This is a genomic window from Paraburkholderia sp. RAU2J (assembly GCF_003634845.1).
In the GTDB taxonomy this organism is placed as follows: Bacteria; Pseudomonadota; Gammaproteobacteria; order Burkholderiales; family Burkholderiaceae; genus Paraburkholderia; species Paraburkholderia fynbosensis.
Genome location: NZ_RBXG01000003.1, coordinates 967,893 through 980,839, shown reverse-complemented (window position 1 = coordinate 980,839; position 12,947 = coordinate 967,893). Strand labels below are relative to the sequence as shown.

At 60.9% G+C, this 12,947-nt stretch carries 13 protein-coding genes; 7 read left to right on the top strand and 6 right to left on the bottom strand.

Annotation, left to right across the window (positions count from 1 at the left end; genetic code table 11):
• The first annotated feature begins 25 nt into the window (after positions 1-25).
• Positions 26-1,042 carry a UDP-glucuronic acid decarboxylase family protein gene (locus B0G69_RS35850; RefSeq protein ID WP_121324802.1) on the top strand — a complete coding sequence of 339 codons (1,017 nt, stop codon included), beginning with the start codon at positions 26-28 and terminating at the stop codon, positions 1,040-1,042.
• 24 nt (positions 1,043-1,066) lie between these two features.
• A complete protein-coding gene (locus tag B0G69_RS35845; RefSeq protein ID WP_121324801.1) occupies positions 1,067-1,420 on the top strand; it encodes a DUF3237 domain-containing protein in 354 nt (117 codons plus the stop codon).
• A 210-nt stretch (positions 1,421-1,630) separates the two neighbouring features.
• Here B0G69_RS35845 and B0G69_RS35840 read toward each other — a convergent pair whose 3' ends face one another.
• On the bottom strand, positions 1,631-3,562 hold the full coding sequence (locus B0G69_RS35840) for an SMP-30/gluconolactonase/LRE family protein (protein WP_121324800.1): 1,932 nt from the start codon (positions 3,560-3,562) through the stop codon (positions 1,631-1,633).
• Between the two features lie 488 nt (positions 3,563-4,050).
• On the opposite strand from B0G69_RS35840, the gene B0G69_RS35835 reads away from it, so the two are divergent.
• Entirely contained in the window at positions 4,051-4,326 is a 276-nt protein-coding gene (locus tag B0G69_RS35835; protein WP_121324799.1) for a hypothetical protein, read from the top strand.
• Between the two features lies 1 nt (position 4,327).
• Here B0G69_RS35835 and B0G69_RS35830 read toward each other — a convergent pair whose 3' ends face one another.
• From B0G69_RS35830 to B0G69_RS35810, 5 genes are all read right to left on the bottom strand, one after another.
• Entirely contained in the window at positions 4,328-4,831 is a 504-nt protein-coding gene (locus tag B0G69_RS35830) for a hypothetical protein (RefSeq protein ID WP_121324798.1), read from the bottom strand.
• A gap of 295 nt (positions 4,832-5,126) precedes the next feature.
• Positions 5,127-6,083 (bottom strand): PDR/VanB family oxidoreductase, encoded by a 957-nt coding sequence (locus B0G69_RS35825; protein ID WP_121324797.1) that lies wholly within the window; start codon positions 6,081-6,083, stop codon positions 5,127-5,129.
• Positions 6,080-7,132: an aromatic ring-hydroxylating dioxygenase subunit alpha gene (locus tag B0G69_RS35820; protein WP_121324796.1), complete on the bottom strand. Its 1,053-nt coding sequence runs from the start codon at positions 7,130-7,132 to the stop codon at positions 6,080-6,082. The genes B0G69_RS35825 and B0G69_RS35820 overlap by 4 nt, the downstream gene beginning before the upstream one ends.
• A gap of 72 nt (positions 7,133-7,204) precedes the next feature.
• Positions 7,205-8,071, bottom strand: coding sequence for a GntR family transcriptional regulator (locus B0G69_RS35815; protein WP_121324795.1), 867 nt, complete (start codon positions 8,069-8,071; stop codon positions 7,205-7,207).
• 338 nt (positions 8,072-8,409) lie between these two features.
• Positions 8,410-9,375 (bottom strand): LysR family transcriptional regulator, encoded by a 966-nt coding sequence (locus B0G69_RS35810; protein ID WP_121324794.1) that lies wholly within the window; start codon positions 9,373-9,375, stop codon positions 8,410-8,412.
• A gap of 103 nt (positions 9,376-9,478) precedes the next feature.
• Here B0G69_RS35810 and B0G69_RS35805 point away from each other — a divergent pair, with 103 nt between their 5' ends.
• From B0G69_RS35805 to B0G69_RS35790, 4 genes are all read left to right on the top strand, one after another.
• Complete coding sequence (locus tag B0G69_RS35805) at positions 9,479-10,294, top strand: enoyl-CoA hydratase/isomerase family protein (RefSeq protein WP_121324793.1); 816 nt, start codon at positions 9,479-9,481, stop codon at positions 10,292-10,294.
• A gap of 18 nt (positions 10,295-10,312) precedes the next feature.
• A complete protein-coding gene (locus B0G69_RS35800) occupies positions 10,313-10,576 on the top strand; it encodes a CocE/NonD family hydrolase (protein WP_121324792.1) in 264 nt (87 codons plus the stop codon).
• Positions 10,577-10,628: 52 nt separating this feature from the next.
• Positions 10,629-11,975, top strand: coding sequence for an epoxide hydrolase family protein (locus tag B0G69_RS35795; RefSeq protein WP_121324791.1), 1,347 nt, complete (start codon positions 10,629-10,631; stop codon positions 11,973-11,975).
• Between the two features lie 62 nt (positions 11,976-12,037).
• Complete coding sequence (locus B0G69_RS35790; protein ID WP_241991644.1) at positions 12,038-12,910, top strand: sulfite exporter TauE/SafE family protein; 873 nt, start codon at positions 12,038-12,040, stop codon at positions 12,908-12,910.
• Positions 12,911-12,947 lie beyond the last annotated feature (37 nt).

The following is a 12,947-nucleotide window of genomic DNA, read 5'->3' as shown; positions in this document are numbered from 1 at the left end:
TGCCTTTGAGCAAGGACGACATGTCATGAAAGAACTCACCCGCAAGCGGATTCTGGTTACCGGCGGCGCAGGCTTTCTCGGCTCGCATCTGTGCGAACGGCTCGTGACAGAAGGGCACGATGTTCTGTGCGTCGACAATTTCTACACCGGCACGAAAGACAACATCGCGCATCTGCTCGACTGCGCGAATTTCGAGCTGATGCGTCATGACGTGACGTTCCCTTTGTACGTGGAGGTCGACGAGATCTATAACCTCGCCTGTCCCGCATCGCCGGTCCATTATCAACACGACCCGGTGCAGACCACCAAAACCAGCGTGCACGGCGCCATCAACATGCTAGGGCTCGCCAAACGCGTGAAGGCGAAAATCTTTCAGGCGTCGACGAGCGAAGTGTATGGCGACGCACTGATGCATCCACAAACGGAGGAATACTGGGGGCACGTGAACCCGATCGGCCCGCGCTCCTGCTACGACGAGGGCAAACGGTGCGCCGAGACGCTATTCATGGATTACCGGCGGCAACATGGATTGTCGATCCGGATTGCGCGGATCTTCAACACGTATGGGCCGCGCATGCATCCCGCCGATGGCCGCGTCGTGTCGAACTTCATGATGCAGGCACTGCAAGGCGAGCCGCTCACGCTCTATGGCGACGGCGCGCAGACGCGCTCGTTCTGCTACGTGGACGATATGATCGACGGCTTTATCCGGCTGATGAACACAGCGGATGATCCCAACGGCCCGGTCAATCTGGGTAATCCGCACGAAGTAAGCATGCGCGAGATCGCGCAGCGGATCGTGGTGATCACCGGCTCGAACTCGCCGCTTGAACTGCATCCTCTGCCGACCGACGACCCTTGGCATCGCCAGCCGGATATCACGCGTGCGCGCGAGTGGCTCGGCTGGCAGCCGCGAACTTCTCTCGACGACGGCCTTGCCGCGACCGCGCGCTATTTCCGCGCGCGCATCGAAGCGGGCCGCGCGAAGTTACCCGACGCTGTCGCAAGCTTCGCCGCTCCGCCCGCGCATAGCTCGACATGAACCTGCGGGAGCAGTCGTCGAGCGATGATCCTCCGGGGAGGATACTTTAGGCGCCGACAGGGCATCACCGCTGCGATGCGTCGCTGGCAGGTGGTTACGTCGGATGGACTTGCTGTGATCGACACGCGTTATCTGCTGAAGATGGACGACGGTGAGCTGGTCTACCTGAAAACGAGGGGATTGCGATACGGTCCCGCTGATGTGATGGCAGATGTGGCGAAAGGCAAACCGGTGGATCCGAACAAGTACTACTTTCGGCTGTATATGACGTTCGAGACGATCTCCGCGAAGTATGCGTGGCTAAATCGCGCGATGGCTGTGGGATATGCCATGAGGTTGGGGAATGCGGTGATTTATGACGCGTATTTGCTGAAGTAGGGGCGTTGACGCTGTCTGAACGATAGCTTGCAGCTTGTAGCCGACGTCAGACTGTTTAAGCGATCGCGCTATCGAGTGACGCTTCGTGGTCGCACTCATCCAGATGATGAGCGCCGCAGGGCGGCCCCCAGCGTAGCCGTTCACACGTGAGTATGCTCCGCGGAGCAGAAACGGTCATAACGACCGATCTCTCGCTGACGAAAAGCAGAATCAAGGCGTCCAGCGATAAACAGTAATGCTGGAACCTTTGACGTTGTTCTTCGTGACCACGTACTCGCCCGTCGACCGATGGTATGCCCTGACGCCGTACATCGAATCGATGGCGCTGCTGGCGTCAACGGTACCGGTGCTGGTATTGACCAGTGTGGTATCGAGGTTGCCTGTAGCGAGATTGATGGCGTCGATGTTCGGCAAAGCTTGCCCGCTGCCGAACCAGTAACCGACAAATAGATAGCTGCCCGCCGCGTCAATCGACTTGGCGCCAGCGTGGCTGAGGTTGATCACCGGATTGGGTGTCGTGGTATTGCCCGCGCTCCAGCCGTGATACACCTCAATGCGCGTACCTATCGACGTCCAGTCCGTACTCCCAACAATTCCCTGTCCGAGAATCATGGTGTCGCTGTCCGCGAGGTACACGATGCGCGTCAACGGCTTGATGCTCTCGGGAATGCGGATGGGGACACCGGCGCCCCATGTTGGCTTGCCGCTGGCGTCGAAGCCGATCAGTGGATAGTGGTAGATGTAACCGGTCTTGTCCAGGCCGGCCCATACGCCCCCCTTGCTGTCGATGCAGAATCCATTCCTGACTGCCACGGTCGTTTTGAACGCCGGACCAGGAAGCGTGGCGTCCGGTATTGCGATGTAGCCATTCGCCGCGTTGAAGTGAAAGAAGTAGTAGGTATCGGGATTCTGGCCCGATGCCACGAGGATCCGGTTTGCTCCGACGGTGGCAAGCTGACCGAAATGCTCGTCCCGTGAGCGATCGTTGATGTTGATGCGTGGATCGGATGGATAGTCGAACGGATCGACAGTGTTCGCTACGAAGGCTCCCCCGGCTGTGCCGCTGTAGATGTTGGTACCTCCATAGAAGTAGACGCCGTCGGTACCCGGGTCCGCTGCGGCGATCCCCTCAAAGTTCAGAGACTGAAGCTTCCACTGCAGCCGACCAGAACTGTTGTAAGCGTGAATGTCGGTTCCGCCGTCGCGGCCGAGATCCCAGCTTCCGCCCCACGGATTGTTGAGCACATAAAGGTTGCCTGCGGTGTCCTTGCCGATGCCGGTGACGCGGGTAAAGCGCTTGTCGCCAACCTGCCCTTTGATTCCCGTTGTGGTATCGAGATAGCCGCCCTGAATGCCGAATGTACTGGCCAGCGTCGGCGTGCCCGAGAGCGTGTAGCGCTTGATGTTCATGTCGGGGCCCTCGTCCCCCACCATGAGCTGCCCCGATGACGCATCGAAATAAAGTGCCGATGGCCGCGCCCCACTCGGCATCTGGATGGTGTTCAACAACGCGCCAGTTGGACTGAACTCGACGACCGAGCCCTCACCCTTCTGTGCGACCCAGACGTCGCCCGCGCCATCCACCGCAAGGGCACCCGGGCCCGTGACGTTGATATCCCGCTTCCAGATACCGTCGGTGGTGAATATGCGGACGCGGTTGCCATAGAAGTCGCTCGCATAGAGAAGCGACGCCGCCGTGGCCAGTCCAGTGACGACGTCGACCCGGGGCAGGTTGTTAAATGCACTGACCTGAATCAAAAGATCGCGAGTCCTGGTGGTGCGGTTGTATCGGCCTACCGCACCACTTCCGTATGTTCCGCCGGGCTGCAGTGCCGCGAAGATCGACGTCGCGCTGCCCGTGATCGCGCCGCCCTGAAACTCTCCGTGCGCGCCGATCGAGCCGAGGCTCTTGCCGGCCTGATAGACAGCGACGCCACCCTCGTACTCGTCCCACATCGAGGCCGTGTAAATAACACCTTCGGGCGCGACCCACATGGAACGCGCGGTGTTACCCACGTGGGCGGCAAGGGTGCCATAGGTGTTCGCCAGCCAGTCGGTGGTGTTTTCCGACCGACACGTCGGCGCAATCGAGGCGATCACTGCGGCGAGGAATGCTGCATGAATCCTCTTTTGCTCGACCATGACTGTGGCTCTCCAGGGAGTATTGATCATTCACGTGAAGGGTCGGCCAGCGAGATGCCAAATCATGATCGGTGGCTTACGTATGAACATATGCAACTCTTGGCGCGTTTGCAAGGCGCATCGCGACTTTGCATGCGGACGCGCATTGCTGTCTTTGCACGAAGCTCGATCTCCTTCCTGTTGGCCGCCTGCTGTCTCATGCATGGGGCATGCTTTCTAACAGCGCGTAAGGCGGCGATCGGTAGCAAGCGACCCCTCAGCGGTCAGTGAGTTTTCCGGTTGCGAAGGCAGCACGGGTAACGCTCGATCGGCAGCGGTGCGATAGACACAGCACGCCCGGAATCTGCGAAGGCAAACGCGAATTCCACGTAGAGTTATTTGAAGTGCGAACTCAAAAACAACGGGAAAACCTCGGGCGATGGCAAACGAACGCATGCCTGTGCCGCCTAGCTGGCGGGCTCCAAACCAGAAAGCTTGGCGACTTTGAATTGGCGAAGAAGATCGAGGCTCGTTCGGGGCTGAATGCATTAGTGGCAGCGCTCGCCGGAGCGCTGCGCGAAGCCGCGGTCAGTGGCAAGGCGTGCTTCTGCCAGGAAGCGGCCGCGGGCGCGCACGGCGGACTTCGTGCGGTCATCCAGTTCCAAGCTCGCCGGGCGCTCTTTAACCAGTTCTTCGATTGTTGTACCAGCCGAAGGATCCACGTGTCGGTACGGATCAGGCGCTTCGTGTCACGGCGGGCATTCGGGCACCACATTCGGCACTGAACTATTGCAGTTTCGTGTCTTCGCGTTTCGCGTCCGCCATGGCCTCCGGCTCTAACTCTTCCGCAGACCGATTCAGGCGGACGAACAGCCCCCAGGAGGCAAGAAGCAAGGCTGTCGAAGCAATCAGCCCCGCAGCATACCAAAGCTGCGATGGATCCTGATGTAGCGCTTTGAACGTTGCCACGAGCCCTTCGATGGCAAGCGCGACGACGACAACCACCAGGAATCGCGACATGAAACGTCGTACCCGCGTCGGCGCGCTAACGTCGGCCTCGCGTATGACCTCTTCCTCTATGATGGTCTCGGCGATCTGCAAGGCGACAACGGCCCCAGCCAGCAGTCCCAAAGCTTCTATGATGGATTGCGCGCTTGTCTGGTCCCATCGACTCGCAAATGCAATCGATCCGATGCGAGCAGCAATTGCAATCAACATCAGCGCCGCGCCGGTGAAGAGAACAGCCATCAGCCCATGGACGATCGTAAAGAAGCGCAAAAGGAACTTCATTTTTTTGGCTCCTCTCGAATTGCAGGTGGGTGATCCATGCCGTATTCAACAAATTCTGAAAGGCGCGGCGACGAGGACTGATTGTAGAGGCGGACCGGTTGGGCCTGACAATGGGGCCAAACCCGCGCTCGGCAAATTACGCTCCTGGGCGCCAGCGCCTGACACCGGTCTCGGGCCGTTCCTCACGTGCTTTGATGTCGAACGCTTGCAGTGGTATTTTTCCGGTCAAATTTGCATGCGTCGCCCACTCACTCGGTATCGGCGGCCGTGGCGCCGCCATGACGTTGAAGTGACGTTATAAATCGAGCACCAGCAACGGCGACTTCGAACGCGAACAACAGGGCAGCAGTTGATCGTTCTCGGCGCGTTCTTCATCGGTCAGATACACGTCGCGATGATCCGGCTCGCCCTCCAGCACGCGCGTCAGACACGTGCCGCAGACACCCTGCTCGCAGGAGGTCGCGATGGCGACGCCGGCCTGTTCCAACGCTCCGGCGATAGTCTGCGTCGCGGCCACGTCGACGACACGGCCACTGCTTGCGAGCCGCACCTGGAACGGACCGTCGCTGTCGCGCGCCGCCGCATTCGCCGCGGGCGCGCCGAAATACTCGCGATGCACGTTCTCGCTGTGCCAGCCGAGCCGCCGCGCCGCATCGAGCACGAAGTCGATGAAACCTGCGGGACCGCACACGTAGACATGCCGGTCGGCGGCGGGCGCCGCCAACACGCGTTCGAGATCGAGCCGCCCGGTGGCCGGCGCAGTGTCGAAATACAACCGGCTGTGCGGCTTCAGATGCGGCGCGGCGAAACGCTCGCGAAACGCCGCTCGTTCGGGCTCGCGCGTGCAGTAGTGCAGCTCGAACGAGGCGCCCGCATGCGCGAGCCGCTCGGCCATGCATAGAATCGGTGTCACGCCGATGCCGCCCGCCAACAGAATCGAATGAGCGGCATCAAGCGCGAGCGGAAAGTGATTCCTGGGCTCGCTGATATCGAGGAGCGCGCCTTCGCGCAATGCATGCATCGCCGTGGAGCCGCCACGCGAGGACGGCTCACGCAGCACGCCCAACACGTAGCGGTGCGTTTCGCGCGGATCGTTGCACAGCGAATACTGACGCACGAAGCCGTCGGCGGGCATGACGTCAATATGAGCGCCGGCCGAAAACGCGGGCAAAGCCGCGCCGGCGGGATCAGCGAATTCTAACGACACGATGTCCCGCGCCACTTCAGTCTTGCGGATAAGCTGAACCTTCATGACGCGCTCACCTCCTGCGTGGCGTCGCGCTCTTCTTTCAGCAGACGTTCGATGATCTTGCGCGACTGCACGCCACCCGCGTCGATGTTCAGGCTGAGAATCTTTCGATGCGGATTGGCGACCAGATTGCGCTGCTGCGCCTCGAGCACGGCGAGGTCTTCCGAGAAAATCTTGCCCTGCCCTTCGCGAATCGTTTGGGTGAGCGTTGCGTCCTGCGGCGCAAAGTTGCGTGCCATACCCCAGAAATACCAGATCGACGTGTCGGTTTCCGGCGTGATGAAATCGACGACGATACTGCCGGCGCGATATTCCGCCGACGCGTCGTAGCCGCCGTGCCCCGCGTGCGCGACGCCGACTTCGATCAGCACATGACTCGGCGGTGTGAAGCGGCAGATCTGCCAGCGGTCGCACGGCACGTTGTCCGCGAGGCCGTTGCCGCGCAGTGCCGCAGCCCAGAACGGTGGCGGCATGATGTTCTGCATGTGGCGTCCGGTGACTACCGTATCGCCTTCCACGCGTGTGGCGGGCGGCGCTTCCTCGATCTCGGGCTGACCAATGCTGCTTGCGTGCACATAGGTCTCGTGCGTCAGGTCCATCAGGTTATCGATCATCAGCCGGTAATCGCAGTTGATGTGATACAGGCCGCCGCCATAGGCCCACTCAGGATTGTCGGCCCATTCGAGATGATGGATCTTTGCCGGATCGGCGAGCGCCTCGTCGCCCGGCCAAACCCAGATGAAGCCGTAGCGCTCGACGGCCGGATAGCGGCGAATCGCCGGAATACCACCCACGCGCTGCGCGGGCATCGCTTTGCATTTGCCATCGGTGCCCATCACGAGACCGTGGTAGCCGCAAACGAGCTGGCCGTCGCGCACAAACCCCAGCGACAGCGCCGCGCCCCGATGCGGGCAGAAGTCTTCGAGTGCCGCGACCTTGCCTTCGTCGCCGCGGAACAGCACCATTTTCTCGTTGCAGATCGTCCGACCCAGCGGCTTACCGTCGATTTCATCGGGCGTGCAGGCGACGTACCACGCATTCTTCAAAAACATTCTTATCTCCTTAGTTATACTGATTTCATGATCCGGGATGTGAAATCTATCCGCCGTGTTCCGGCGGAGCGTCTAACGCCCGATCGGCAGGCGGATCAACTTTCCGCCAGGAACCTGCGTCATCACATTCTGGTTTTCGAGCGCCGCATGCAGGTTGCGCTGTGCAATACGGGCATGCTCGCGCATGAGCGCCTCGGCACGTGCGCCCTCACGCCGTTCGATCGACTCGACGACCGCGCGATGCTGCGACTGCGCGATTCGCAGCATGTCGCGCGCGCTGGCATCGATCGATTGCGCCATGACGAAGGCGCTCGGCGAGGCGAACGGCATCGTCATGACCCGCTCGATCTGACGTTCGATCACACTGCTGTTGCTCGCCGCGGCGAGTAGCGCGTGCAGGCGCCGGTTCGCATCGACGTAGGCCGAGAACGCGTCGTCGGTGAGTTCGCCGGCGAGGATCACGTCGATTTCATCGATACAGGCATGCAGTTTTTGCAGTTGGACGGCATCCACGCCGCGTTCGGCCGCGAGCCGCGCGGCCAGGCCTTCCAGCGTGCCGCGCAATTCGATCGAATCGCCGATGTCTTCGACCGTGAACGAACGAACCGCGAAGCCGCCCGACGCGATCGGTTCGAGCAGGCCTTCTTCTTCCAGCCGATTCAATGCGGCGCGCACCGGCGTGCGCGACACGCCAAGACGGTCGACCACCCACAGTTCCGAAATACGCGCACCAGCAACCAGGTGACCTTCGACGATCAGTTCGCGCAAGCCGAGCAGCGCGCGTTCCGTTTGCGACGCCGCGCCGGGCGCTCGGGCGCGATGTGCGTTCGTCTCGTGCGGCCCATCTTCGCCGGCAGGTTCTCTTGCCGCGGCATCGCCGACGGCTGCATTTGCGTCGAGGTCAGACGGCGAAACGGGTATGAAGCGGCGCTCGGTCATGAGGAGGATTCAGTAACTTGCACGAGTCAATTGTATACACACCTTTTGGACCGCGAGGCACTCACACACGTTTTATCGCCGTTTCCGAGGGTAATTACTTAGAACTGAAGCCAAATTGGATCATGCTGTATACAACTATACGGCGACTGGCTCATTATCCGTGCACTGGCCTCGTTGCGGTCCTTTGATCCGAACAGCGCCGGAACAATCGGTTCCGATGCCTGCACCGGCTACCTCGAAGCTCAGCATGACCGCAGCCTTTGTTCGAATGATCGCGGCGAGACGGCACGCGACCGAATCGCTCTAACCCTGACCACCTAACCGGCTTTTGCCACCCTTTAAACGTCTTTTGACAGAGCCGCGCGTCCGCGTCGAGGACGGCGCTGCTCCCCGGAATCCGCCCCACGCACCAGTTCAAGTCTGTCTCTCAACGTGGGCACTGCATAGTCGATGAACGCACGAACCTTAAGCGGAATCCTGCCCGGGCCGGTGTACATCAGACTGATCGGCACCGGGCGCGGTTCGTACCCCTCCAGCAGCAGCACCAGCTTGCCGGCCCGCACCAGATCTTCAATCTGGTAGGACGCGACGCGGGCAATGCCGGCAGCTTCCACCGCGGCAACCACGGCGGCTTCGATAGAATTGAGCACGAGGCGCGACGGCACTTCGATTCGCCGTGACCGCCCCTTGGACACGAATTCCCAGTTGCTGCCCATCGAATATCCCTCATACGTCACGCAGTCGTGCGACAGAAGGTCATCGGGCTTTTCGGGAACCCCGCGCTTCTTCAGATAGGCGGGGCTTGCGCAGATCACCTGACGCAACTGGCCGACACGTGTGCAGATCAGGTTGCTACTGGGCTGCTCGCCGATCCTCAGTACCAGATCGACGGGTTCTTCCAGCAGATTCACGAGCCGGTCAGTCAATTGCGCGCACACCCGAATCTCCGGAAACTCGCGCAAAAACCCGACTATCACCGGCATAACGTGGATGCGCGCGAGCACCGGTGGCACGCTGATGATCAGTTCTCCTTGCGGGGCATGATATTCGCCCGATGCCGTGCGCTCGATCTCCACGATCTCGTCGAGGACGCGGCGGCATGCCGTCACATACCCACGCCCGGCCTCTGTCAATGACAGCTTGCGGGTACTGCGAACGAGCAGCCGTACGTCGAGGTGAGCCTCCAGTTCGGAGATGCGCCGGCTAACGGTCGCCAGCGGAATGCGCAGTTTCCGGCTTGCGGCGGAAAGGCTGCCGGTGTCTGTCGCCGCCAACAGAATGGCCATCGCTTCCAGTCGGTCCATAGCCTTCCACCAATGAAAAGATAGTTTCCAATTTTACCGGCTACTCATTGGATCAGAAGGGGCCTAGATTGACATCTGAAGTTGCCCAGGAGAGCCAGCCGAAATGTCCGACACCCTCAAAGTGAATCGCGATGGCGCAGTTCTGTTTGTCGAGATATGCGCGCCACCTATGAACCTGCTCGGCCCGGAACTCATGCGCGACCTCGTCTCGCTGATTCGGGGCGCTGAAGCGGACGACGAGACCAAGGTGCTCGTTTTCAGCAGCGCGGACCCCGACTATTTCATCTCCCACGTCGATGTGACGAAAGTGAACGAATATCGGGCGGAAGCTGCAAAGCTGACTGGCGAGCCATCGATTGCACTGCTGTTTCGCCATCTGAGCGCCAGTCGGCTCGTGTCCATCGCACAGATCGAAGGCCGAGTGCGTGGTGCGGGCAGCGAATTTGTCCTGGGGTGCGACATGCGCTTCGCCGCGCGCGAATCAGCGGTCTTCAGCCAGATGGAAGCCGCATTCGGGTTGATTCCGGGCGGTGGCGCGGCGCAGTCCCTCACCCGCCTGATGGGACGCGGTCGGGCACTCGAAGTGATGCTGGGCGCGATGGACTACGACGCGGACACTGCGGAACGGTATGGCTGGATCAACCGGGCGCTTCCCGGCAAGTCGCTCGCAGAATTCGTCGCATCGCTCTCGCGGCGCATCGCGCGTTTTCCTGCGACGGGCCACGCGATTGTCAAGGAACGCGTCAATGCGATTGCGCTCGCATCCGCCGACGACTTCCGGCGCGACTCCGATCTATTTGGAAATAACGTGCGGTCTGCGTCGGTGCAACGCCGCATGGAAGCCGCCATGGCGCGCGGCTTTCAGACGCGCGAGGCAGAACTGGATCTTGCTCATGTGCTAGGCGATCTCGACGCATGACAATCCGGGAGTGGACTGATGTTTCAGAAGCAAGATGTGAGTTTCCCCGTCGAAGGCGGCATCCACCTGTCGGCGTGGCTGCTCCTGCCGAAGCATCGTAGCGGACCGCTGCCGGCTATCACCACGGCGCATCGGTTCGCGGGTACTCGCTCCCATGACATCGAATCATTCGCTGAAACGTTCGCGCAAGCGGGCTTTGCCGTGCTGCTACACGATCACCGCAGCTTCGGCGACAGTGGCGGCCTGCCGCGGCACGACATCGATCCGTGGCATCAGATCTGACGCCACAGGGCATGTACGTCATTCGAATGAAACTACTCCGAAGGAAGTTGCAATGAATACGCTGAAAGACCAGAACGAAGATGCGAGCCGATTGAGTCGACGTCATTTTCTCGGCGTTGCTGCCGTCGCGGTGAGCTACGGCTTGGGCGTCGCGCCCTTCGTCAACGAGGCGGCGGCGGCACAAACCTCTTCAAATGCGGCGGGTGCAACCGAGGAAATTCATCCGTTCCGCGTCTCGTTTTCGCAGGAAGCGCTGGTCGACCTGCGCCGACGTATCGGTGCCACTCGCTGGCCAACCCGGGAAACGGTCACCGACGAATCACAGGGTGTACGCCTCGCGACCATTCAGCAATTGGCCCGCTATTGGGCGACACAGTACGATTGGCGCAAGGTCGAGGGCAGGCTGAATGCCCTGCCGCAATTCACAACGAACATCGACGGTGTGGATATCCATTTCGTCCATGTGCGCTCGAAGCACCCGAATGCGCTGCCAGTCATCATCACGCACGGGTGGCCCGGCTCCGTAATCGAGCAACTGAAAATTATCGGTCCGTTAACGGATCCCACGGCCTTCGGCGGTCAGGCGTCCGATGCGTTCGACGTGGTGATTCCGTCGATCCCCGGCCATGGATTCTCCGGCAAACCGACGGCCACCGGCTGGGACCCGGTGCGGATCGCCCGCGCGTGGATCGTGTTGATGAACCGGCTCCGGTACAAGCAATACGTCGCGCAAGGCGGCGATTGGGGCGATGCGATCACCGAGCAGATGGCGCTAATCGCGCCGCCGGCACTGCTTGGCATCCACGTCAACATGCCCGCTACCCTGCCCGCCCCTATTTCGAAGGCGTTGAAGTACAACGAACCGGCGCCGGCTGGCCTGTCGGCTGATGAACAGCACGCATATCAGCAACTCGATACCTTCTACAAGCACGGGCTCGGCTATGCGATCGAGATGGCGAATCGCCCGCAGACGCTTTATGGCCTTGAAGACTCGCCGATCGGTCTGGCTGCCTGGATGCTCGACCACGACGCGGCCAGCCAGGCGCTGATCGCCCGGGTATTCGACGGTCAAAGCGAAGGGCTCACGCGTGACGACATCCTCGATAACGTCACGCTGTACTGGCTCACCGGAACGGCAACCTCGTCGGCACGTTTGTACTGGGAGAACAAGTTGCCCTTCTTTGACATCAAGAGAGTGCAGATTCCGGTTGCGGTGAGCGTCTTCCCCGACGAAATCTACGCGGCGCCTCGAAGCTGGACGGAGCAGGCCTATCCGAATCTCATCCACTTTAACCGGCTCGAGAAAGGCGGCCACTTCGCCGCATGGGAGCAACCCAAGGTGTTTTCCGAAGAGCTTCGCACGAGCTTCCGTGCGCTGCGAACGACCGCGAACGTGTAGCGCGGCGGAGTCATCGAGGCTGTCCATCACCATGATCGGATTTACTGACATGCGGGCCTACAATGCGCCCGACTTCGCAGGCCGACGACCAAGTGCGCGGCAAGCCGTCGCGCTTGCTGTCGGCACCTTTGCGGCGGCTGATCTACGTGGCGCTGGCCCGACGAGGAAATGACAATATGCACCTGAACGCCACCATCGTCCTCGTCACTTTCGCCGGTGTGTTCCTGATCTGCTTCATGAAGGGAGCCTTTGGAGGCGGCTTCGCGATCGTAGGTATCCCCCTGCTGTCGCTTGTGATGGACCCGGTGACAGCGGGCGGCCTGCTTGCGCCCCTCTTCGTCGCAATGGACCTTTTCAGCCTGCGCTACTGGAAGCCCTCCACGTGGTCCAGACCCGATCTGTTATCGCTTGTGCCCGGTCTCGCGGTGGGCATAGGGGTCGGCTACGTGCTGTTTCGAGTGCTGGACCACCGCGCTATCGCCATCGTGATGGCAGCGATCACGCTGCTCTTCGTCGGCCTGTGGTTTTTGCGCGGCGGCGAAGTCCTCGTGCAGCCGCGCTCATCGCCCAAAGCCGTCACTGCTGGGCTGACCTCTGGGATCACCACCATGGTCGCCCACTCCGGCGGACCGCCGCTGGCAATGTATCTGCTGCCCCTTGGCCTTAGCAAACAGCTTTATGCCGGCACGACGAGCATGTTCTTCACAGTGGGAAACATTCTCAAGGCAGCGCCATGGCTCGCGCTGGCAAAGCCGGCCGGCGCGGTCTGGACGTTGATGGCGATATGCCTTCTGGCCGTCCCGTCAGGCGTCGGGCTGGGCTGGCGCCTGCATGGCAAGCTGGACCAACGCCAGATGTATCGCGCGTGCTATGGCTTGCTGGTAGTGAGCTCGATCAAATTGTTGTGGGATGGCGTGTCCGGTTACTTACACTGAAGGTCGGAAGCCCGGATGCATAGGTGTCCGCGAAGAG